Below are 24,393 nucleotides of genomic sequence, written 5' to 3'. Positions count from 1 at the left end.
GCTTATTTTCAATACATTAGATTGATATTTTCGGCTTTACGCCAACACATAAAATGTAAACAAGTTGTTACTTTGGCATTTTATCTTGGCAACGTAACTCAAAAAGTAAAAGGGTATGGAAAATCTATTGCACCCTATCTCTATCCGATTTATTCATTTGCTCCTGCAAAACATCAAAAGTAATGTTTCGTGACGCTTCATACAGTTCGAAAGGCTCATCGGTCAGAATCGTGTCATGGATACCCCTTTATTGATTCACCTCAGTTTTATTTAAAAGTAACTGTGCCATAAGTGGTGCTCTGTTCCCTATCGAGCCGAGCCACAAGGCTTCACGCTCGATCAGAAAAAGAGACTTCTAATGACACACATCAATCAAGAACGCTTAGTTGAACATTTTTGCCAACTGGTACGTATCGATAGCGAATCAACAAACGAAAAACAAATTGCAGAAACACTGGCAGAGCAGCTAGGCGACCTAGGCTTTACCGTGCACAAGCTTCCAGTACCTAAGCACATTTCTAACGGCTTTAACGTGTACGCCCGTTTAGACGGCAAAAAAGACGGCTCTATCCTAATGAGCTGTCATATGGATACAGTCACACCGGGCATTGGCATTGAGCCAATCATCGAAGACGGCGTTATCCGTTCAAAAGGCAATACGATTCTTGGTGGCGATGATAAATCTGGTATTGCTGCCATCATGGAAGCCGTTCGTTGTATTCAAGCGGAAAACCTTGAGCACAAAACGTTAGAACTTGCTTTCACCGTGTATGAAGAAGGCGGTTTATTCGGTTCACAATACTTCGATATGTCACACGTCACTTCAACGGAAGCAATCGTGTTAGATACGGGTGGCCCTATTGGCACTATTGTGACCGCAGCCCCAGGCCAGCAAAAAATCGTGGCAACAATCAAAGGTCGACCAGCACATGCAGGGCTTGCGCCAGAAGAAGGCATCAGTGCGATCATGGTGGCGGCAGATGCCATCAACCAAATGAAGCTGCTTCGCATCGACGAAGAAACGACAGCCAACATCGGTATAGTGAATGGCGGTCAGGCCACAAACATTGTTATGCCTGAATTAAAAATCGTGGCAGAAGCACGCTCCCTGAATGGCGATAAACTAGATGCTCAGGTCAATCATATGATCTCAACATTAGAGTCTGTCTGTGAAAAACACGGTGCAGAAGTCGACATTGAATCTAGCCGAGCCTACGACGCTTTTGTTATTGAAGAAAACCACCCGCACGTAAACGCTATAAAAGCAGCGTTTTCAGAGTTGGGAATTGACGCCTTCACAAAAGGCACTGGCGGCGGTAGCGATGCCAACAACTTTAACAAGAAAGGTCTCACAACGGTCAATCTTTCAACTGGCATGACAAAAGTACACACGACAGAAGAGTTTATCGCGGTAAGTGATATGGTCAAAATCACTGAGTTCGTGAAACATTTCCTAGTCAGTTAACGTCGTGCCTTTTGAAGAGCAGACTGACTATCTTCCCCTTCTAGCCTGTGCTTGAAGGGGATTTTAATTTGTATCGAAGCAAAATTACTTCCCGTCATGCCAACTTGATATCAGATCTTCAAAGAAATTCCCCTAGCTCACTTTTTGAGACCAGACAGCTCAATACCTGACACCCTGTTACAGTAATGTTAAAACTCGATTGTGTAGACAATTTATACAATATACATTTTTGGCATCTTTCAGGATGAAAAGAGTGAGACAAGGATGAAATTACCTAAGTTGCTTTTATTAGCGTCGATGATGAGTCCAATACTGGCAACATCAAGCTATGCCGCGCCGTATCCCGCAGGTGTGACCCTCGATGAGACACAAGAAATTACGCTAAACAATGGGGCTGAAGTTACTTCTATTGACCCAGCCAAGCAAGCCGCAGAGCCCGCTTTCAATCTCGGTCGAGACCTGTTTGAAGGTCTGGTCATTCAAGATAAGCAAGGTAAAACCATTCCTGGTGTTGCTGAGTCTTGGTCAGTCAATGACAACAATACGGTTTATACCTTCCACTTACGTGATGCAAAATGGTCAAATGGCGAAACGGTCACTGCACAAGATTTTGTCTACAGCTGGCAACGCTTACTGAATCCAAGCACTGCTTCACCCTACGCTTGGTTTGCGGCCATTCCAAATATCGAAAACTCGCAAGCCATTATGAAAGGCGACGCCGCACCCGAGTCCTTGGGCGTGAAGGCGCTGGATGAAAAAACATTCCAGGTAACACTCGAAGAGCCTATTCCCTTCTTTACGAAACTATTAAGTCATCCAGTGCTTGCCCCCGTTCACAAAGCGACCGTTGAAAAACATGGCAACCGTTGGACCCAGCCTGAGCATATCGTTACAAATGGTGCGTTTACTGTCTCTGAATGGAAAGTTAACGAAAAACTGGTGATGGTTAAAAACCCACATTACTGGGACGCAAGCAATGTAGTGCTGGAAAAAGTCACCTGGCTACCAATTGGTGATGCAAACGTAGTGCTAAACCGCTACCTAGCTGGTGAGATAGACCAAGCGGTTTCCATTCCTGCCGCTCAGAAGAAAAAGTTAATTCAACAACGCCCACAAGAAGTGGCAAGCACCAGTGCGTCTCTTGGCTCCACATTCTATTACCTCAACACTCAACAAGGACCAACAAAAGACGTGCGGGTCCGTAAAGCCCTCTCATATGCCATTGACCGTCAACTGTTAACGAGTGCTATCTTGAGAAACGGTGGGGTTCCAATGTATACCCTTGTGCCACCTCAAACAGATGGTTTTAAATCTCACACTCCTGAGTTCGCAACTTGGAACCGTCATAAACGTATCGAAAAAGCGCAGCAATTACTGTCAGAAGCTGGATACGATAAAAGCAATCCGCTTAAGTTGACGTTTACCGTACCAACTTTCTCGATGGACGTAAAAATGGCAACGACCATGGCAGGTATGTGGAAAAGCCGTTTGGGTGCGCAAGTCACAATAAAACAGCTAGAACCGAAAGTGTTCTACGCACTTAAAGAGCCGACCGACATTACTCGCGGCGGCTGGACGGCCGACTACAATGAAGCCTCTACATGGTTGGATATCTTCGTTTCTAGTGGCGAGTACAACGATTCTCGTTATAACAACCCGCAATACGACGAGTTAATGGCTCGCTCAAAGACCATGAGCAACCCATCAGAACTGTATCTACAAGCAGAAAGCATGCTGATTGAAGACATGGCCATTATTCCTATTTATCGTCCGGGTAACGATCAATACCTCATCAAGCCTTACGTGGGCGGCTACGAACTGACAAACCCTGAGTCGTCGTACTACCGCAAGAATGTCTATGTAAAAGCCCACTAAAAGCATGTTTTCGGTCTGAGTCGGCAAGTTCAATGTTTACTTGCCGTTCCTCATATCTCTCGGTGGAGAAGGCAACCTGAGCTCAGACCATTTTTTATTCATAACCGTTCGAAGTGATTTCGGATGACCAAAGGATGATGGATCATGATTTGGTACATTGTTAAGCGATTAGCTATCGCTATCCCCACGCTTCTATTCATCGCACTCATATCATTTTGGCTGATGCACATTGCACCAGGGGGGCCATTTGATATGGAACGGCCTATGCCAGAGGTGGTACGTGCGAATATCGAAGCAAAATTCCATTTGGACCAGCCCTTCGTTACTCAGTTTTGGATTTACATTGGTAATTTCATACAAGGAGATCTCGGTCCGAGCTTCGTTTATCAAGACTTCAGTGTTACACAGCTCGTCGCACAATCATGGCCAGTTTCAGCAGTATTAGGCGTACTCTCCTTTTGTATTTCCGTTCCACTTGGCATGTTGCTTGGCACCATTGCGGCATTGAACCGAAATAGCCGCCTAGATTACGGCCTGATGACACTTTCGATGACTGGAGTTGTGGTTCCGGCTTTCGTGCTTGCTCCAGTTTTAGTCATGATCTTCGCTATTCAGCTCGGCTGGTTCCCTGCTGGTGGTTGGGAAGGAGGAAAACTGGCTTTCCTTGTTCTTCCCGTGCTCAGCCTGGCGATTGGTTCCATTGCGAGTATTGCACGCGTCATGCGTGGCGCAATGATTGAAACGCTCAACCAACCATACATTCGAACGGCAAAGGCCAAAGGTTTGTCCACAGCCTACATTTTATTCCATCACGCTTTGCGACCATCCCTGATTCCCGTCGTTGCGATGCTCGGCCCTGCGTTTGTTTCTGTCGTGACAGGCTCGGTGATTATCGACATTTTCTTTGGTACAGGTGGCATGGGACAACACTTTGTGTCTGGGGCTCTCAACCGCGACTACGGCCTAGTAATGGGCATTACTCTGATTGTCGCTTCACTCACTATCTTCTTTAACCTTGTGGTCGACTTGCTATATACGATTATCGACCCTCGTATACGCGTTTAGGAGTCCGGCATGTTAACGATAAAAAAACTGGATACACAAGCTCTTCAAGATCAAGTCGTCGACAATATTGAAGCCGTCGAAGGTCGCAGTCTTTGGCAGGATGCATGGACTCGATTTCGTAAAAACAGAGCCGCGATGACATCAGTGTATGTTTTGGCGTTCATTACCTTATGCATCACCTTCGGCCCCTCTCTTGCCGCTTTTGGCCATGATGAAATTGACTGGGAAGTGCTCATCGATCCATACGAGCTAGGGAAACCTTCACTGAGCAGTGGCCATTACTTTGGTACCGATGATCTCGGGCAAGATGTCTTTGCTCGCACGATGCAAGGCGGCAGGCTCTCTATTTTGGTGGGCTTTGTCGGGGCCTTAGTTGCCGTTGTTATTGGTACGATTTGGGGAAGTATTTCCGGCTATCTTGGTGGCGTTGTCGACAGCGTAATGATGCGCATTATTGAGGTGCTCGATTCGGTGCCATTTATGTTTATGGTTATCCTGTTTGTTACCCTTTTTGGCAACAACATCTACCTGATTTTTATCGTGATCGGAATGGTATCTTGGCTGGGCATTGCCCGTGTTGTACGTGGTGTCACCTTCGGTCTAAAAAAGCGAGAGTTCATCGAAGCCGCACACTCTATTGGGGTTTCTAAATTGACAATTGTCCGACGCCATGTTCTGCCTAATGTTCTTGGGATCGTGATGGTTTATTCCTCCTTAATGGTACCAGGATTCATTATGTTCGAATCGTTTTTAAGCTTCTTAGGGCTTGGTGTTCAACCACCAGACACGAGTTGGGGAATCCTAATCTCCGAAGGCGCAAAAACGATTGACGTTGCATTGTGGATGCTGCTTTTTCCCTCTCTGTTTTTAGTTGCCACCCTCTTTTGTTTTAACTTCATCGGCGATGGCTTGCGTGATGCTCTTGACCCGAAAGACCGATAAGGACAAACCCATGCTATCTATTGAAAACATGAACGTGCGCTTCGATACGCCAGATGGGCAAGTGCAAGCGGTCAGTAATCTTTCCTACTCGATTAAAGCGGGCGAAACTCTTGGGATTGTTGGGGAATCAGGTTCGGGAAAAAGCCAGTCTGTTTTCGCATTAATGGGGTTAACCGCGGACAACGGCGCCGTGTCTGGCAGCGCGATGTTCCACGGTGATGATTTACTCGCGATGTCTAAAAAGCAGCTCAACCGCATCCGTGCAGAGAAAATCGGAATGATCTTTCAAGATCCGATGACGTCACTCAATCCATTCATGAAAATTGGCAAACAGCTTTGTGAAGTTCTCATGATTCATAAAGGAATGAGCCGAAAACAAGCAAAAATTGAATCGATTCACATGTTAGATGCGGTGCGTATTCCCTCTCCCGAAACTCGGATGAATCAATACCCTCACGAGCTATCTGGCGGAATGCGTCAGCGAATCATGATAGCGATGGCCTTGTTGTGTAAGCCCGAGTTGTTAATTGCAGACGAACCAACCACCGCGTTAGATGTAACCGTTCAAGCTCAAATTTTGACGCTATTACGAGACTTACAACAAGAGTTCAACACCGCAATTTTACTGATCACTCACGATATGGGCGTCGTCGCCGAGATGTGTGATCGCGTATTGGTCATGTATGGTGGTCAAAAAATGGAGCAATCAGATACCGAGACATTGTTCGCTCAACCTGCTCACCCCTATACTCAAGGCCTGCTAAAGGCTATTCCTTCTATCACTGAAGATATGCAACGTTTACCAACCATCCCAGGTAACCCACCAAGTGCGTTGATTAACCATCAAGGGTGTCCGTTTAGAGAGCGGTGCGAGCATCGAGAGACGCGTTGCCAATACGAAACCCCACGGTTTTCTCCATTAAACACGAGCCAGTCCATTGCCTGTCACGTTAACGCACCCAGTGTTATCACTCCTATTCAAATAAAAGCTTAAGGAGGCGTTATGAACAAAAAAGAAGTCCTCATGTCTGCTCGTGATTTAAACGTCCACTTTCCTGTTTCGCGTCACCTTATTCCAAGTCGACGTAAAATCGTGAAAGCGGTCAATGGTATCGACTTAGATGTTTATAGAGGTGAAACACTTGGCATTGTGGGGGAATCAGGCTGCGGAAAATCAACGCTTGCACGCGCCTTACTTCGCTTAATTGAACCTACACATGGCGAGTTGACTTGGAAAGGTCAAGACATGCTCGGGTTTAGTAAAAAAGACCTTTCCTCTCGACGTAGAGAATTTCAGATGGTGTTTCAGGACCCATCCGCTTGTTTGAATCCGAGGTTAACCATCTCAGAATGCATCGCCGAACCACTGCTCACCCATGAGCCGCAACTTAAACGGGCTGAGGTAGAAAAGCGTGTCATCGCTATGATGGATAAAGTGGGTCTCTTGGCGAGCCAGCGAAACCGCTATCCACATGAATTTTCCGGAGGTCAATGCCAGCGTGTGGGCATTGCTAGAGCGTTAATTCTCAATCCAGATTTGGTCGTGTGTGATGAACCCGTTAGTGCACTAGATGTCTCCATACAAGCTCAGGTCATCAATCTTCTAGATGATCTTAAACAAGAAATGGGGTTAACACTGGTGATGATTGCGCATGACTTAAGCGTGGTGCGCCATATCAGCGACCGCGTTATGGTGATGTATCTTGGTAAACCTATGGAAGTAGGACGTTACGATCAAGTATTTGATGATGCACAACACCCCTACACCAAAGCACTGTTATCTGCTGTCCCGATAGCTAATCCGCAATTAGCACGTGACCGTGAAATACAACTATTGCCCGGCGACCTTCCTTCTCCACTTAACCCACCTAGCGGTTGCGTTTTTCGTACTCGATGCCCAGAAGCAACAGAAGTATGCGGGCAACAGAACCCAATAAAAACAGGCTCGGAGCAGCATCATATCTATTGCTCAAATATGACTTTAGGAACCATTTAATGAACAATACTAACTCAGTAAACCAACGCCTTACGTTATTGCGTGAGGCAATGTCCTTTCACAACGTGTCTGCATATATCGTGACCAACAATGACCCACATAACAGTGAATACTCAGCGGATCATTGGTTAGCGCGAAGCTGGATTTCAGGTTTTACCGGCTCAGCAGGCGATGTCGTCATTACCCAACAAGGTGGTGGCCTGTGGACTGATGGTCGTTACTATATTCAAGCTGAAGAACAGTTACACGGCACAGGACTTGAACTGTTTAAAGCCAAACAACCAGAAACGCCGACAGTTGCCAAATGGCTGGCTACCACGCTACCAGAAAACAGTATTATCGCGGTTGACGGGCGCGCCATCAGTTACGCTTTTTATCAAGGCCTCAAACAAGCCTTTGAAGCGAAAAACATTAAGATCATTCTCGACCTGGATTTACTCACACCGATTTGGCTTGAAAGACCACCTCGCCCAAGTGCACCCGTATTCGAGCACCCCACCGCTTTTGCTGGCGTTGACACAGAAAATAAGTTAGCGAGAATCCGTTCTTGGTTAACCGAGAACCAAGTAGATAGCTTATTAGTGTCAACGCTAGATGATGTCATGTGGACAATGAATATTCGAGGTGGTGATACGAATTACTGCCCAGTTTCTGAAGCCTATCTAGTCGTAGAGCAATCACTTGCGACACTGTTTATTGATAAAGCCAAACTGCCTCAAGACGTTGAAAGAGCGCTGACCGAGCAGAGTGTACACATTCGCCATTACAACTACGTAAGTCAGTATTTGAATCAGCAATGTGAGGGATTATCGCTCGCTTTTAACCCGACCCACACAGACAGCTTATTGGTGAGTTCGATTGAAGGGAATGTGAATCTAAAGCCAATGGCTTGCCCTGTAACGGCAATGAAGGCCATAAAAAATGCGACCGAGCTAACTAGCCTAGAACAGGCATTAACAGATGATGGTGTGGCAATCGTAAGGTTTATGAACTGGCTCGAAGAGCAAGTTCCAAGCGGACTCGTTACAGAATTGTCTGCTGAGGCACAACTGAATCACTATCGCCGTCAAACCCGACATTATGTGAGTGACAGTTTCCGCACTATCGCAGGCTTCGCAGCTCACGGGGCAAAAATGCATTATGCCGCCGATGAAGAAAGCAATGCGGCAGTCAATGAAAGCAACTTCTTTCTCGTCGATTCTGGTGGCCAATACCTTGGCGGGACAACAGACATCACCCGTACTTTCCACTTCGGGTCACCGACCATTAAGCAGCGCAAAGATTATACCTTGGTGCTCAAAGCGGTCATCCGACTGACTCAGACTCGATTCATGAAAGGCTCTACGGGTGCCAATCTTGATATCATGGCGCGTGGCGTCTTATGGCAACATGGTATTGATTACAAGTGCGGCACTGGACACGGCGTGGGCATTTGCTTGAATGTTCACGAAGGCCCACAAAATTTCTCGCAAAGCCACCACGAGGTTGAACTAAAACCGGGTATGGTCATTACTAATGAGCCAGGCGTTTATCGCGAAGGTGAGTACGGGGTAAGAATAGAGAACATTCTTAAAGTTGTAGAGGTAGAACAAAATGAGTTCGGCACGTTTTACGGTTTTGAGACCATCACTCTTGCTCCAATTGCGACCAACGCCCTTGACTTATCAATGCTAGATCAAGCAGAGCTAGACTGGCTCAATCATTACCATTCACGAGTCTATCAAGCGCTTAGCCCTTTTCTTGATGCGCAAGATAAAAACTGGCTTCAACGCACAACCCAACTTATTGAGAAATAGGATATCAGCAAGTTTTATAACGTTTTCATTTTCATCTCAAACTCCTTGTTTGCCAGCCTTCGGGCTGGTTTTTTTATAGAGATAACGGCGTAAAAAACAAAAACGCCCCGCAATGTTAGCGAGGCGATCAATTAAATTAAAATGATGCAGTTAAAATGCCCTACTGACGACACTTCTGAGCATCAAAATCAACGACGATGGCGGCATTCTCAAAGTCACCAGAGACTTTAACGTAGCCCCAGTAGTTACTCTGATTTGACAACGTAATACACTCTCCATTACCAATATTATCTGACCACCCGTGACGATTAGTATCATCCGGCCAACCGGAGTTACTGTATTCAAGCTTTAGGTTGCCCGTACCGTTCCCCGTCGTTATCGCCAGATTTGAGCTCTCATTCACCGCTGGCACACTCAGCCAAATGGTTTGTTGATTTGCCAAGCAAACAGGCTCTCCTGCTGTTAGGCGTCCACCGCTTACTTTACTTTGCACCGCACAGTCTTGTGGCAATGTGTCATTACCGCTCAACGTTGAGATAACAACACTATGAGTGGCGGTTGCCGTCAAGCCTTCACTGTCTGTCACACTTAGACTGACCGAATACTCCCCTTCACTCCCATATTGGTGCGTCGGCTTGGTTTGTGTACTTGTCGAGCCATCACCGAAGTCCCATAAGACGCTGACGATCTTCCCGTTTGGGTCTGTACTGTTTTCACTGCTAAATGTAATGCTTTCACCGACTTTCCCCTTGTTGTTTGCGGTTATGACTGCATTAGGTGCACCATTTGAGACAAGGGCTTGCTGCCACTGCTCAAACTCACTTTGATATAAATTCGCCCATTGGGTGATCGTTGCTTTGTAATTGCTCCAATTCCCTTGGCGTGTTTCCACCAGCATTTGGTTTACGTCATCTTTATGATTTTCAAACATAAAACGTACAGCTAAGTACCCCCAACGATAAATTCGATCGACATCAAACCCATCATAAGTAGTCTCGAAAATCTCACTTAAGGTATATGTCGAACCGTCTAGAATCGTCTCAAGTGCTGCTTGGTTGTCATTTTCTTGAGCGACATACTCTGCAATGCCTTCACTCCACCACACTATTTTTTCAGTTGGATGACTAAACCCTCCATAGAGATCAAATCGACCATCTAAGTAATGCACGTATTCGTGCTCTAGGTTCCAGACAAAGTGATCCGCGTTCGCATAAGAGGCTTCATAAGCAATAAAGTTGGGAATATTCCCCGGCTGGGAAGGATCGCCCTCCAAGTACATACCGCCATTGTCAGTACTAATATCGAAAATTGGCCCTGCGTACTTACCATAATCAGTGCTTGAATCGAAGATATTGACTTGGAGCTGAGTGTTGTGGTCATCTTTTACTGGTTGTTCACCAGTTTCTAAAGACTGATGAAAGTAACCCTCTTCGTAGCCCATTTTAGAACATGCGGCCGCGTGTTGCTCTTGCGTCATATTCTGAGACAAAATTCGGATTGTCGGGCTACAAGTATAAGTTTGCGATAGCACCAAGCCTTTTAGCTCAGTTTCGAAATTACAAATTCCGAACTCACTACAATCTGCGTAATATGAGACGGTGTCCGCCGCCGCAAGCCAAACCGCGTCACCCCGACCATACATTTCATACTGTTCAAAGATTCGACTCAGCTGACTCTTCACAACAGAACTCGCGTTACCCGTATACTTGGTCAGACGCCCGAGCTCTCGCCCCGCATTCGCGGCCATAAACTCATCTTCAGCACCGATTGATGACGCCCTTAGAGCGAAATCGCCTAAAGCTTTGGCAAGGGCTGTTTGGTTACCAATTACTTGCACAAATTGCTCGTTCCACTGCCCACCAAACAAAATAGTGAAAACACCATTAACCGCATTGCGCATATACCAGTGCTGGGCGTATTGATCATTCCAACGAGTAAGCCACTGGGTCACTTGTGGTAAGTACGCGTGCTGCAAGCCCGCACTATCCATAGTGATGATGACTTCACTAAGCACTTTGCCGTGACGATCGCTGTTCTCGTAGAAGTTTGCGTTGTTAACAAACGCATCCACTGATTCTTTCACCGCTGGAGTAACCCATTCAATAAATGAGATGTTGTTATTGTAAAACTCGGCGTAATAACCCGCGCGCAAGTATAAGAACAACGTTTCTAGTTCATCGCTCCCGCCACCTGTATACCCCTCCGCCAATGTCGTAGTACGCTTCGCAATGTTGTACATATGATCGGAACTAAATACCGACTCTTGAATCCGACTTTCAGCAGAGAATAGCTGGTTCACACACGTCGCGCCCTGACTTAAAATTTCGCCGATCAATTGGTTGCTGCTTTCGGTAACCAATGCTTCCAAATCACAAGCAGTGCTCGACTCATCAAGGCTTTCAAGTGACTGTACTCGAGTTGCCTTGGAGGGCTGAATAGGGAGAGTTGCGGTTGGTTGGTATTCAACTTGATTGGATTCAACACCGTGTGTATGAGCCGAATGTGCATGTTGCTCTGTAACTTGAGAAACTGGCTCGCTTAACGCAAATACGCCAGTGCTGGTTAATGTTGTCGCAATCGCGACACTCAAAGTCTTCAGTTCCATCTAATTTCTTCTATATTGAGTTTTCCTTAGATGCATTACGTCTTTTGCATCGCCACTGCCCTTATTACTGCAAGAGCATCTCCATATAATCTACTCGCAAGACAAGATGAAACATTTTGTTAACAACTAAACGTAGCGGTGTCAGTTTTTGGTACTAGAAGGAACACGGAGTGAGCTTCTAAAATTCGTATTTGTTAAAAAATAGAGATGAGCTAGAGAAGAAACGTGTAGTTAAACGGGTATACCCAGCACGTTAAATGGCTAGGTATACTCCAAAGCGGGTCGGTAAAAATTCGCGAATCAAAGCCCCTTCAGAAGGAATCGGGCAATGGGGGAATACTTTGTAGGTTCTAGGCTGCTTTGTGGTCGAAGAGTGCGGTAATTTGCTCTTTTAACGCGTGCAAAAATTCGGTATTTGGTGTGTTTTCAAGGTACATTTCATACTCTTTAGAGTTATAAAAGTACTCATGTGCAGATGCGTTAAGGATCTTACTAAAAGATAGTGTTTCCAACTCGTCTTCAAGGGAACGACTGCTCAGTTCACCATATCCTAAACCGCTATCCTCAGCGAATTGGGACTCAATGTTGCTGACATATAAAGCACAATCCTTAATACAGAACTCGACATTACTTATACGTTGCTCGATGTCTTTGAGCTGATCACTGTTCCATTTAGACTTCTCTTGCTCAAGCTTATCAATAAGCCCACTTTCACGAAGCCTTGAATTGTTATCTTTAATTCTTAGTAGCTCATCAAGCACTTTATTAAACTCAGTTTCAGCTCTAAGTCTTAAGATTTCCAAATCCTTGGAGAACAGCTTTGCTTTAAGTTCACTCGCTTGGTACAAGCCAGAGATAGCAGCATTTCTTTTAACTCCAAACATAAAAACCCACCCAAAAGATACTTATTAAAAAGTAGCACACAAAAAGCCAGATAGAAGACGCAAGGTTTTCGTCATTAGGCTACATTCTACGAACGACACTCGATTGTAGCGCAATAAACAGAATTTTCATCACCATGAAACACATACTATTTGAATGAAAATCACACAGTTACTTTGATAAAAGTATTTATTTCAGAAAGAGTAAGACGTAAGTATGTGATGATGTATATTGACGCTTCAAAACAAAAACGCCCACACTCTACTACCCAAGTCAAACACTAATGTCAGAAACTGGACAAATCACTCACTATTTACAGTAATAAGAAGTCACTGTTTCATTGAAAATCAAAGTGTCAACATAAAGATGGGAAGTAACCGAATCATAGACGGCATCGCTGATGAAACGTTAGAATGCCACTACTTTAATAATCTTCCATAATATTTATGACCGACGCTGATATTGAGCTACAACACCTTTGGTTAGAAGTCCAAGCCGAACGCTGGCAAAACCTGCCACGCTTTTTATTCAGTTACTACTGCTACAAGCACAACCTTGTCAGTAAAACCAACAAAGTTTGCTGGGAGACGGCACGTGCAAGACTGCCCGCTTCAACATCAATAAAAGAGCGAAAAAACGCGGTGGTTGAACCGTTAGTCTCTGAGGAAACCGTGGTTGGGTTATTGAAAGCCATCAGCAAAGATGGGGAAATGACATTTGACGTGATGGGAACCACACTTGATACGTTTTTGCATTATGTTGTGATTAGCAAGGAAGAAAAAGCGCGACTTAAATCAAACATGCCAGCTAGTTGGTATCAGCAATCAAACAAGTCGTCTTTGGCACGTTTCGAGCAAGCTGGCATTAAGCTACAAGAGTGATATGTCAGTCATCGCTGACGACAAACACAAAAGAAAAGCGCCTACAATGAGGCGCATTTGATCAAAAATTGAGGTGCCCCTAAACAAAAGTGCAAAGTGACCAACAAAGCAAAAGTTTGGTTATTCTTGAATGCCTCGAATGCGTACATTACGTCTACGTAAAACTTCTAATGTCACGAGCAAACACACCGACATAAAAATCAACAACGTAGCGACCGCCAATATGGTCGGACTAATTTGCTCTCGAATTCCTGACCACATCTGCCTCGGAACGGTTTTTTGTTCTGCCCCAGTCAGGAATAACGCCACCACAACCTCGTCGAACGAAGTGCCAAAAGCAAACAAGCCGCCAGAAATCATCCCCGGACGAATCAGCGGAAAGGTAATGTGTCTGAAAGTATAAACAGGGTTTGCTCCTAAGCTAGCCGCCGCTTTTACCAAGCTATGGTCAAAGCCGCTTAACGTCGCAGTAACGGTAATGACGACAAAAGGCGTACCTAAAGCAGCGTGTGCCAAAATGACGCCTAGATAAGTTTGTGACAAGCCAAGGCGCGTGTAGAAAAAGTACATCGCAGCAGCAGAGATAATGACTGGTACGATCATGGGTGAGATCAACAGCGCCATAATCGTATTGCGAAAAGGCAAATTACTACTGGCTAAACCCAACGCCGCCAGAGTTCCCAGCCCTGTTGCAACGAGTGTCGCCATAAAAGCAATGAACGTGCTATTTTTCAGCGCCAACAGCCACTGATCACTAGTAAACATTTCTTGATACCAGCGAGTAGAATACGCTTCCGAATCAAGGTTTAACATCCCCTCGGTAAAAGTAAAGTAAGGCGTTGCATTAAACGATAACGGGATGATGGTCAGAATTGGAGCGATTAAAAAGAACAGCACCAACCCACAAAAAGCTAAGTAACCTGCGTAAGCAACTCGCTCTACTTTTGATGCATAGTTTGGTAATGCCATGGTTATCCTCCTACCTTAAGGTTATTAATACCAACCACACGGTTGAATATATAAAACAGAACCAGTACAACGAACAAAAGCAGTCCACCCAATGCGCCAGCCATCCCCCAGTTCAGTGATGTCTGCATATGATAGGCAATCATATTGGAGATCATCTGTCCGCTTCTTCCACCAACCAAAGCGGGCGTAATGTAGAAGCCAATAGAAAGAATGAAAGTAAGGCCCCCGCACCTATCCCCGGTAACGTAAGCGGCATATAAACTTTGATGAACGCAATGAAAGGCGTCGCGCCTAGAGAACGAGCGGCACGGAAATAAGTTGGGCTAATTCCTTTCATTACGCTATACAGAGGCAGGATCATAAACGGCAACAGAATGTGCACCATAGACACCACCGTTCCGAAGGTATTGTGAATCATCTGAATTCGCTCAGAAGTAAAACCCGACCAAATAAGGAGATCATTAATGACCCCTTGGTTTTGCAGCAGAACAATCCAAGACGTGGTTCTGACTAACAATGATGTCCAAAATGGCAGCAGCACAATAATTAAAAGTAAGTTCGCGCGCTTATCAGGTAAATTGGCAAGCAGGTAAGCAACGGGGTACGCCATCACCAAACAAATTAAGGTGATTGAGATAGACATCCAAAAAGTTTTAAAGAAAAGGTCGACGTATATTTGGCGTTTTTCTGGTTGGGGCTCAATGTCTCCAAACTCATTCACTTGCAAGTCTAGCGCTGCAAGATAATGACTGAATGTTAATGCGCCACTAAGATTCTTAAACGCCGCCCAATATTTAGGATTAGCCCAACGCTTATCCAGCTTAGCTAGCTGTGTCACCGAGATCGGCAGCGACGTCAACCGAGACAACTTTCTGCCGGTTTTCATGAGTAAACTGCGCATACCAGACTCTTCAATATTCATCCGGTTGGCTATTTTCGGTAGCTCTTTGCTTTGATAAAGCGCAAGTACCTCAACAGAGAATGCCTCAATGACTTCTTGATGAGGCTGACCTTGATAATCCCAACTTTCTAAAGCTTGAATAGTTTGTGGGAGTGACTGGGATATTTCTCGGTTATCCACGCTTCGAAAAAGCATGTCGAGGATAGGAAAAGCAAACGTAAGCAGAATAAAACACACCAATGGCGTTGTGAGCATAATGGAGCGAAGCTTTTTTCGGCGCTCTGCCTTTTGCAGCTGCGCTTTCAGATTGGTTTCTTGCTCATGAACTTGGCGTTCGATTTCCAATACAGAATCTAATGCGGTTAGCTCTCGACTCATGCTGCTACCTCGCTACTTTGAGTTTGTGTCCCATCAAGAGCATGGCAATCGTCACTTTGCCAACCAATACGACAAATTGAGCCAGGCGTTAACTGCAAGTGTTTACGATTATCGTTAGGTACTTTAACGATGAAGTGACCAACGCTCTCTACTTCGACGACCAGACGATAATGATCACCGTGATAAATCAATTCTCGTAGGACGCCCGAGACTTGGTTCTCACAAGACGCTTTCTCTGGTTGAATAACAATCTTTTCTGGTCGAATGGAAAGTGTTGTTCTCTGCCCTTGCTCAGAGACTCTGACAGGTTTCGCAGTAAATAACTCTTTCCCAACGAGCACTTGGCAATACTTTCCGTTCCACTCTTTGACTAAACCTGAGAGTTGGTTGTTTTCTCCGATAAACTGCGCAACAAACGTATTACTCGGAGATTCATAAAGCTCGGTTGGTGTCGCGAGTTGTTGCACTTCGCCGTGATTAAAAACCGCAATACGGTCGGACATAGTGAGAGCTTCGTCTTGATCGTGCGTCACATACAAAATGGTAATGCCAAGCTTTTCATGCAAATGTTTAATTTCCATCTGCATTTGCTCACGCAGCTGCTTATCTAACGCGCCTAGTGGTTCATCCATCAACACGAGTTTAGGCTCAAACACTAATGCTCGCGCTAACGCAACACGCTGTTGTTGACCACCTGATAACTGCTTCGGGTATCGAGTCGCAACATGCTCAAGCTCGACCATTTCTAATACACTCTGAACTTTGCTTTGAATCGTGTCACTGTCGAGTTTTCGCACCTTTAAAGGAAACGCAAGATTCTCAGCAATGGTCATATGTGGAAACAACGCATAGTTTTGAAACACCATACCAATATCGCGCTTGTGCGGCGCGAGATGATTGACAGGAACGCCATCGATATAAATGTCTCCACCGGTCGCAGTTTCAAAGCCTGCTAGCATCATCAAGCAAGTGGTCTTGCCCGATCCTGACGGCCCCAACATAGTAACGAACTCTCCAGGAGTAATATCTAAGTTGAAGTCTTTCACCACCAAATTCGTGCCATCGTAGGTTTTCTTAACGTGTTGAAAGCTGACATAGTCCTTGTTTTCCGTGCTCATGACTTCCCTCTTCTCATTTTTTGAATATTACGAATGAGTAGAGCGTCAGTTAACGCTCTACTAAACAGCACAATTACAGATTGTATTTGGATAGGTCTAAGCGGGTTTCTAACGCATGTTCAACCATTTGAATGACTTGTTGACGCTCTTCACCTTGTAAGAGTTGGCGTGGCGCACGAACTTGTTCAGAGCCACGTCCGCAGACTTGCTCGGCCAATTTTATGCACTGAACCAGCGTAGGAATGGTGTCTAAACGCAGTAGGGGTAAGAACCAACGGTAGATCTCTAACGCTTCAGCATAACGACCTTGGCTTGCCAGTTTATAAATCGCAACGGACTCTTCTGGGAATGCGTTGGTTAAACCAGAAATCCAGCCGGTCGCACCTAGCATCAATGATTCAAGAGCGATGTCATCAACACCACTGAACACGGTAAAGCGGTCATCAAATTTATTGTAAAGCTCGGTGATACGACGAGTATCAGTGGTCGACTCTTTGATAGCTACAATACTTTCAAACTCAGCCAGTTTCGCCATGATATCGAGGTTTACATCGACACCATAAGCAACCGGGTTGTTGTAAATCATGATTGGCATTTCTGGCGTTGCTTCTGCTAGCGTGCGGTAATATTCGAACGTTTCGCTCTCAGACGTGCGGTAAACCATGGCAGGCATCACCATACAACCATCGATACCAATTTTGTACGCATCCTGCATGTAATCAACAGCTGCTGTGGTAATAGACTCTGCTGTACCAGCAATCAAAGGCACACGGCCATTTACGACTTCTTTTGCCGCTTGCAAAACCTGGCGTTTCTCCTCCGGGTACAACGCGCAGTTCTCACCGACAGTACCCAAGCAGATAATGCCATTCACACCATCTTTAATCTGGTTGTCTATAACGGTTTGCGTTGCGTCTAAGTCAATTGACTGATCTTGACGAAATTGCGTACTGACCGCCGGATAAACACCTTTCCAATCAATTTTCATGAACTACTTTCCTTATATGTATATTGTATGCAATTTAAATGAACGAGCGAAAATGCTCAGACATGGCTATCTATGCCATTTTCTAACAACACCGCCTTTACAGCGGCCAAATCAGCCAAAGCACTGCCAACTGATTTGTATAAAGTAATGACCTCATCGTTTTGACGTCCTGAGATTTGTTGGGCGCAAAGCTGCGGTAATTCCCCTTTGATATCGTCTGACGTGAATACGCCCTCTTGAATTGGAATGAGAAGATCGCCCGCTTCGGCTAATACATTAATACGGCTATCAACATACACCTGTGCTCGTTGCACTGCTTCGGAGTCACATTCACGCTTGTCCAAGTCATGATTACCGACCAAATCAATATGGGTGCCCGGCTGCACGTCTGCGCCATTAAACAAAGGCTCTGCTGATGCAGTAATACAGCTGATGATGTCAACGTGTTTGATAACGTGGTCCACTTTTTCTACGACTGAAACGCGAAACCGACGCTCATCAGGAAGCGACTGATACTCTGAAGATGACACAATGGCATCTACCGTCGCCTCGGCTTTATCTGAGTTACGCCCCCAAATATAAACCTGCTTAAGTGGGCGAACCGCAGCGTATGCCCACGCAAAATAAGGCGCAAGATTGCCCGTTCCGCAGATCAACAGACGATCAGCATCGGGACGCGCCAAATAGTCCGCTGCCAACGCAGAAGCTGCGGCGGTGCGCCAAAACGTTAAAACTTTACCGTCCACGAGTGCGAGCGGCTCACCATCGTTTCGTCTAAAAACAAGCAGCTTAGATGCAAGCGTATCTTTGCCTTGCTCAGGGTTATGCGGGAAATACGTAAAGGCTTTCACCGCAATCAACTCCTGGTTCCAAGCTGGAAGTAGCGCAAACGCCTCGTATTCTCCCTCTTCTAAGGGCATGACTCGGCGTTGAGGTATTGTTGCTGGCCGCGAGTACATTTCACGCATCGTTTCAATAAGAGACTTCATTGTTAAACATTGCGCGACTTGCTGTGCTTCGATGACTTTCATCATTTCTCCGAAAACATAAATACAGTTGAGGAAAGTACGGAACCTCGCTTATGGATGAAAACTCGACCCCATACACAAATTAACGCCTAGTTAAGCAGCCAGGTATTGAACTCTTCATTGAGTTCATCCGCGTAGTCTGACCACCATTCATCGTTAATCAGGAAGGCGGTTTGGAAGTTTTGAGGTGCGGTAGGAAGGTTCGCTAAAATGTCTGGGTTCACCTCCGCCGAAGACGACTTACGCGTAGGCCCATAGGCAACGTACTTAGCTTGATCAGCTAATGGTTTTGTTCCTGAAGAAAAAGCAATGAAGTCCAATGCAAGCTTTGTGTTCTCACTCCCTTTAGGTATCGCCCATCCATTCATGTAACCCATTTGACGGTCCCATATAATCCGAAATGGTTGACCTTCATCCTTACGGGCATTGTGGATTCGGCCGTTAAACGCCGAGGCGATCACCACTTCTTTGTCTGCAAGCATTTGAGGTGGCTGGGCACCTGTTGTCCACCACAGTACTTCTGATTTGATCGTATCCAACTTAGCAAAAGCACGCTCACGCCCCGCTTCGGTTTCGAGCAGGCTGTAGACCTCTTCTGGCTTTACACCATCAGCCAATAGTGCCCACTCAAGATTGCCCTGAGGTTGTTTTTGCAATGCACGTCGACCTGGAAAAGTTTTTAGGTCAAAAAGATCGGTCAACTTGCTTGGCAAAGCCTTACCTTTAAACGCGTCTTCGTTCACCGCTAATACAGTGGACACTACGATGGTATTGATTGCGCACTCGTGAATCGCACCATCAATAAAATCCTCTTGTGCTGGTGTTCCATCTGCGCCCGGAGGCAAAATACTTGGGTTCACTGGTTCTAGTAACCCTTCGGCGCAACCACGAACAATGTCTGGCTTGTCGAGAGAAACCAAATCCCAGCGCACGTTGTTCGCTTCCACCTGTGCTTTAATTTCAGCTAATCCGCCGCTGAAATCCTCGGATACGATCTCAACACCTGTTTTTTTAATGAAAGGCTTATGATATGCCTCCACTTGGCTCTTGGTGAATGCACCACCCCAAGATACGACCGTCAATTTGTCTTCAGCATAAGCAGAGGCCCCCAACAGCATTCCTGAAATCAACAGCGCCAATGGTGCTTTGGTCATTCGTGACATGTTTTACTCCTTTTGGTTGTTTTTCTGGAGGCATCCGAGTACGGCTGTTGGACACCATTTTTGTTAAAATTAAGTTAACATTAGCATTTAATATATTTTATACAATATTTAATATTAAATTTTTCAGGCGAATCGTTGTAATGAAAAAGGTGATAGATCAATCGATGTCGGCTTTCCTTCGATAAGCTCTAAAAGGAGATCTGCCGTAATCGCCGCTTGAGTTAATCCAAGGTGTTGGTGGCCAAATGCCAGTAATACATTTCCATCCCAAATGCTATCAATAACCGGTAACGAGTCGACTGTTGAAGGCCGATTACCCATCCACTTTTCTCCTTGCTTGAGTGGATTTAACTCCGATTCAAACATCTCATCACCTAACTGAAAAAGCATTTCTGAACGTTTCATATTGGGTGGTGATTCTACATCGGCATACTCAACAGTGCCTGCCAAGCGTAGCCCGCCAGACATCGGAGTCATGATGAATTTTCTATCGGCAGAGCTAATAGGAAATGGCAGTACATCACGCTTGTCATCCACCATTAGGTGATAACCACGCTCGGCTTGCATAGGCACTTTGACTCCGGTTAGCTGCCATATCAAAGGCTTAGAATGTACACCAGCGGCAACAATGATTCGGTCAAATGAATGTGTTTGAGACTCAACCAACACATCACCATTTTTCTCCAACGCAGATACACCTTTTTGTAAAATCTTACCGCCAAGAGCTTCAAAAGCTTCACTTAGCTCAACACAGATCTGATAAGGGTCTAGCGTATGTCCTGTATCGGGAAAAAAGACGCCGACACGAACCTTATGGCTGAGATCAGGTATCCGCTTTCGAATCGCCTCTTGCGTCCAAACTTGATACGCCACACCGTTTTTGGCCAGTGAGTTAAGCGTACTTTGGTAGTCTTTAAACAGTTTCTCGTTTTCAAAAGTGAGCAATGAACCATTCATTTTTATTAGATGCGCTTTTCCGATTGAATCAAGCACGCCACGCCAACTTGCCACTGACCGCTCGTTAAGAGTTTTAATCGCGTTTTTTGCCTGCTCCGCGGCTGATGGCTTTGTTTGTAATAGAAAACGAATCATCCACCCGATAGTGCTTGGAATATCTTGCCAACGGATCGAAACCGGACTTTTGGGATCTAGCAGCATTTTAGGTAATTGTGGAAGCAGCGCTGGCGTTGCAAGAGGGAAGATTTGCTCAGTCGCGATATGACCTGCATTTCCCTTAGAGCATCCATTCCCCACGCCATTGGGATCAAAAATTGTGACTTGATAACCTTGCTGCTGCAACTTCAATCCAATTGATAAGCCAATAATCCCCGCACCTATCACGGCGATCCTTTCCTTTTTTGTTTCATCCTTGACCAACATAAATATGCTCCGAGTCACACTTGAAAACGTAGATTGTATACAATATATTTTACATTACGTTAACATCACTATTGTTTAATTCAACCATTTTTTCAGCAAGGAGCGAAAAATGAGACAAGGAACTTTTTTCTGTATTGATGCCCACACCTGCGGCAACCCAGTTAGGCTGGTCGCAGGCGGTGTGCCTCCACTCGAAGGCAATACCATGAGCGAAAAGCGCCAATACTTTCTTGAGCATTATGATTGGATTCGTCAGGCACTCATGTTTGAGCCTCGCGGACACTCAATGATGTCGGGGTCCGTTGTCTTGCCTCCTTGCAGCGATAACGCAGACGCTTCAATTCTGTTTATTGAAACCAGTGGCTGCTTACCAATGTGTGGCCACGGCACCATTGGAACCGTCACCACCGCTATCGAAAATCGCCTTATCACTCCCCAAAAAGAAGGTCGTTTGATACTTGATGTCCCAGCAGGACAAATCGAAGTGCACTACCAAACAAAAGGTGACAAGGTCACGTCGGTAAAGATATTTAACGTACCGGCTTACCTTGCCCACCAAGACGTAACCGTGGACATAGAGGGCTTAGGTGAGCTCACTGTCGATGTTGCTTATGGCGGAAACTATTACGTAATCGTCGACCCTCAAGAAAACTACGCCGGACTTGAACACTACTCTCCAGATGAAATTTTGATGCTTTCTCCAAAAGTTCGCGAAGCGGTATCTCGAGCGGTTGAGTGCGTACATCCAGAAGATCCGACAGTGTGCGGTGTTTCTCACGTGCTATGGACCGGAGAGCCCACTCAAGAAAACGCCACCGCTCGAAATGCTGTGTTTTACGGCGACAAAGCGTTGGATCGCTCGCCATGTGGTACGGGTACTAGTGCACGCATGGCGCAATGGCATGCAAGAGGCAAACTCAATCAAGGAGAAGACTTTGTTCACGAAAGTATCATCGGCAGCCTATTTCAAGGACGTATAGAAGGCATTACCGAAGTGAATGGCAAAGCCGCTATTTTGCCAAGTATTGAAGGATTGGCACAAGTATACGGTCACAACACAATATGGGTAGACGATGAAGATCCATATGCGTACGGATTTGAAGTGAAGTAATAAGGATAGTAAGGAAGAATGATGAACCCACAAGAACCAACCACTTTTTACGCAGTCAACGCCTTTACTGGTGAGCCTCTACCTATTGCGTTTCCGGTACATGGAGAGCAAGAAGTTAATCAAGCCGCCTCAGCCGCCCAAAACGTTGCGCGTGAGTTTCGCCAACTAAGTAATGCAAAGCGATCGAGCTTACTTTGCTCTATCGCCTCTGAATTGGAAGTGAAGAGTGAAGAAATCGTTGCTCGTGCTCATTTAGAAACTGCCCTTCCCGAAGCACGTTTAAGCGGCGAAATAGGACGTACCGCGAACCAATTAAGACTATTTGCCGAGGTTGTGAGATCGGGTAATCACCATCAAGCAATTTTCGATACGCCAAACCCAAACCGTCAACCACTGCCAAAACCAGATATTCGCCGTCAACAAATCGCAATTGGCCCTGTCGCCGTGTTTGGTGCGTCTAATTTTCCGCTCGCATTTTCTACTGCAGGTGGCGATACGGCTTCGGCACTGGCTGCTGGCTGCCCTGTGATTGTAAAAGGCCATACCGCCCACCCTGGCACCAGTCAACTTGTTGCTGAGTGTATTGAGGCTGCACTTGAGAAAGAGTGCTTACCGCAAGCCATCTTCACGCTATTGCAAGGTAACAAACGTGCACTTGGCCAAGCACTCGTTACCCATCCAAAAATTAAAGGGGTTGGGTTTACAGGTTCAGTCGGTGGTGGCCGTGCGCTGTTCAATCTAGCCCAGCAAAGACCAGAGCCAATCCCCTTCTATGGCGAACTAGGGGCGATTAATCCAACATTTATTCTCCCTTCAGCCATACGGGCAAACGCATCATTGGCTGAAGAATTTGTGGCTTCTATGACTTTGGGCTGTGGACAATTTTGTACAAAACCAGGCATTGTATTTGTCTTGAATAGCCCAGAAACGCAAGCCTTTATCGAAATCGCTCAAGGGTTAATTCGACAACAATCAACGGCCACTTTGCTAACGCAAGGAATCCGAGAAACGTATGAATCCGAAGTGGATAAGCGAGCTTCCGAAACAGGCATTAACGTCACTCGTTCTGAACAAGCAGAAGCGACCAATGTCTCACCAGCACTGTTCGTGACGGACAGTAAAAACTGGCGTGAAAACCCGCAATGGGAGGAAGAAATATTTGGTCCTCAATCGTTAATCGTAATCTGTGAAGATTTCGATGACATGTTGAAACTGAGTGATTCACTGACTGGATCGCTCACCGCAACCCTTCACGCTACCGCTGAAGACGAAGAACAAGCCAAGCAACTGCTTCCAAGTTTGGAAGAAATCGCCGGACGCCTTGTATTCAACGGTTGGCCAACTGGCGTCGAGGTTGGTTACGCTATGGTTCATGGTGGACCATATCCGGCTTCAACCAATTCTGCCTCAACATCTGTCGGTGCGGAGGCTATTCATCGTTGGTTGCGTCCGGTCTCTTATCAAGCTTTGCCAGAATCTTTATTGCCGGATTCATTAAAAGCGTCGAACCCACTGGGTATCCAACGCGCCATAGATGGCAGTGTGTCCCAATAAGCCCACCAAATGGCTCAAAAAGGCATCAACTGATGCCTTTTATTTCACTCTACTTCTCAAAACCTTCTTTCCTAGTTGGTTTGTGCCAGAAAAACAATAAACTACTAAAGTAAAATGGATTGGATACAATATTAATTTCAGGGGAGACTTCAATGTCACAGAAACCTGTTTTTAAAACGCGCACTCAGCTCGTTGAGGAAGCAATTCGAACTCAGATCTTGAAGGGCGAGTTAAAAACTGGTCAACCTTTACGTCAAGATGCGTTAGCAAAAGAGTTTAATGTTAGCCGAATTCCT

The 24,393-nt window shown here is 45.6% G+C and carries 19 protein-coding genes and 1 pseudogene; 11 read left to right on the top strand and 9 right to left on the bottom strand.

Annotated elements, in window-relative coordinates; all coding sequences use genetic code 11:
* Positions 1-358: 358 nt before the first annotated feature.
* The 7 genes from R7O12_RS21630 to R7O12_RS21600 all read left to right on the top strand — a co-directional run bounded on the left by R7O12_RS21630 (position 359) and on the right by R7O12_RS21600 (position 9,139).
* Positions 359-1,465 carry a M20/M25/M40 family metallo-hydrolase gene (locus R7O12_RS21630; RefSeq protein WP_318126360.1) on the top strand — a complete coding sequence of 369 codons (1,107 nt, stop codon included), beginning with the start codon at positions 359-361 and terminating at the stop codon, positions 1,463-1,465.
* 264 nt (positions 1,466-1,729) lie between these two features.
* Complete coding sequence (locus tag R7O12_RS21625; RefSeq protein WP_169628434.1) at positions 1,730-3,340, top strand: peptide ABC transporter substrate-binding protein; 1,611 nt, start codon at positions 1,730-1,732, stop codon at positions 3,338-3,340.
* Positions 3,341-3,484: 144 nt separating this feature from the next.
* Positions 3,485-4,405 carry an oligopeptide ABC transporter permease OppB gene (gene oppB / locus R7O12_RS21620; protein ID WP_047100687.1) on the top strand — a complete coding sequence of 307 codons (921 nt, stop codon included), beginning with the start codon at positions 3,485-3,487 and terminating at the stop codon, positions 4,403-4,405.
* A 9-nt stretch (positions 4,406-4,414) separates the two neighbouring features.
* The gene (locus R7O12_RS21615; RefSeq protein ID WP_005377839.1) at positions 4,415-5,347 is read left to right on the top strand and encodes an ABC transporter permease subunit; all 933 of its coding nucleotides are present in this window, start codon (positions 4,415-4,417) and stop codon (positions 5,345-5,347) included.
* Between the two features lie 10 nt (positions 5,348-5,357).
* Complete coding sequence (locus tag R7O12_RS21610) at positions 5,358-6,341, top strand: ABC transporter ATP-binding protein (RefSeq protein ID WP_047100688.1); 984 nt, start codon at positions 5,358-5,360, stop codon at positions 6,339-6,341.
* Between the two features lie 9 nt (positions 6,342-6,350).
* Positions 6,351-7,343 carry an ABC transporter ATP-binding protein gene (locus R7O12_RS21605; protein WP_047100689.1) on the top strand — a complete coding sequence of 331 codons (993 nt, stop codon included), beginning with the start codon at positions 6,351-6,353 and terminating at the stop codon, positions 7,341-7,343.
* Positions 7,343-9,139 carry an aminopeptidase P family protein gene (locus R7O12_RS21600; protein WP_047100690.1) on the top strand — a complete coding sequence of 599 codons (1,797 nt, stop codon included), beginning with the start codon at positions 7,343-7,345 and terminating at the stop codon, positions 9,137-9,139. Before R7O12_RS21605 ends, R7O12_RS21600 begins: the two co-directional genes overlap by 1 nt.
* A 160-nt stretch (positions 9,140-9,299) precedes the next feature.
* On the opposite strand, the gene R7O12_RS21595 is transcribed toward R7O12_RS21600, so the two are convergent.
* Positions 9,300-11,744, bottom strand: coding sequence for a collagenase (locus tag R7O12_RS21595; protein ID WP_318126357.1), 2,445 nt, complete (start codon positions 11,742-11,744; stop codon positions 9,300-9,302).
* Between the two features lie 350 nt (positions 11,745-12,094).
* Positions 12,095-12,628, bottom strand: coding sequence for a hypothetical protein (locus tag R7O12_RS21590; protein ID WP_054574080.1), 534 nt, complete (start codon positions 12,626-12,628; stop codon positions 12,095-12,097).
* A gap of 444 nt (positions 12,629-13,072) precedes the next feature.
* On the opposite strand from R7O12_RS21590, the gene R7O12_RS21585 reads away from it, so the two are divergent.
* Complete coding sequence (locus R7O12_RS21585) at positions 13,073-13,507, top strand: hypothetical protein (protein WP_318105170.1); 435 nt, start codon at positions 13,073-13,075, stop codon at positions 13,505-13,507.
* 120 nt (positions 13,508-13,627) lie between these two features.
* On the opposite strand, the gene R7O12_RS21580 is transcribed toward R7O12_RS21585, so the two are convergent.
* From R7O12_RS21580 to R7O12_RS21550, 7 genes and pseudogenes are all read right to left on the bottom strand, one after another.
* On the bottom strand, positions 13,628-14,476 hold the full coding sequence (locus R7O12_RS21580; RefSeq protein WP_025766753.1) for an ABC transporter permease: 849 nt from the start codon (positions 14,474-14,476) through the stop codon (positions 13,628-13,630).
* A gap of 2 nt (positions 14,477-14,478) precedes the next feature.
* A pseudogene (locus R7O12_RS21575) lies at positions 14,479-15,755 on the bottom strand (ABC transporter permease).
* Complete coding sequence (locus tag R7O12_RS21570; RefSeq protein ID WP_005377849.1) at positions 15,752-16,873, bottom strand: ABC transporter ATP-binding protein; 1,122 nt, start codon at positions 16,871-16,873, stop codon at positions 15,752-15,754. Before R7O12_RS21570 ends, R7O12_RS21575 begins: the two are co-directional and overlap by 4 nt.
* Positions 16,874-16,946: 73 nt before the next feature.
* On the bottom strand, positions 16,947-17,861 hold the full coding sequence (locus tag R7O12_RS21565) for a dihydrodipicolinate synthase family protein (protein WP_005377851.1): 915 nt from the start codon (positions 17,859-17,861) through the stop codon (positions 16,947-16,949).
* Between the two features lie 56 nt (positions 17,862-17,917).
* Complete coding sequence (locus R7O12_RS21560) at positions 17,918-18,892, bottom strand: ornithine cyclodeaminase family protein (protein WP_005377853.1); 975 nt, start codon at positions 18,890-18,892, stop codon at positions 17,918-17,920.
* Positions 18,893-18,978: 86 nt separating this feature from the next.
* Positions 18,979-20,052, bottom strand: a complete 1,074-nt coding sequence (locus R7O12_RS21555; RefSeq protein ID WP_017820893.1) for a polyamine ABC transporter substrate-binding protein — start codon at positions 20,050-20,052, stop codon at positions 18,979-18,981.
* 123 nt (positions 20,053-20,175) lie between these two features.
* A complete protein-coding gene (locus R7O12_RS21550; RefSeq protein ID WP_104975267.1) occupies positions 20,176-21,432 on the bottom strand; it encodes an NAD(P)/FAD-dependent oxidoreductase in 1,257 nt (418 codons plus the stop codon).
* 109 nt (positions 21,433-21,541) lie between these two features.
* Between R7O12_RS21550 and R7O12_RS21545 the strand changes: the two genes are divergently transcribed.
* From R7O12_RS21545 to R7O12_RS21535, 3 genes are all read left to right on the top strand, one after another.
* On the top strand, positions 21,542-22,543 hold the full coding sequence (locus R7O12_RS21545) for a 4-hydroxyproline epimerase (protein WP_318126355.1): 1,002 nt from the start codon (positions 21,542-21,544) through the stop codon (positions 22,541-22,543).
* 21 nt (positions 22,544-22,564) lie between these two features.
* The gene (locus R7O12_RS21540) at positions 22,565-24,097 is read left to right on the top strand and encodes an aldehyde dehydrogenase (NADP(+)) (protein WP_318105200.1); all 1,533 of its coding nucleotides are present in this window, start codon (positions 22,565-22,567) and stop codon (positions 24,095-24,097) included.
* A gap of 152 nt (positions 24,098-24,249) precedes the next feature.
* Positions 24,250-24,393: GntR family transcriptional regulator (locus R7O12_RS21535; protein WP_318126366.1), on the top strand; the 144-nt coding region annotated here is incomplete at its 3' end.

The sequence above is a fragment of the Vibrio sp. Vb1574 genome (assembly GCF_033338675.1).
Note: the sequence above shows the minus strand (reverse complement) of the source record. Positions and strands in the feature narration are given on the sequence as shown.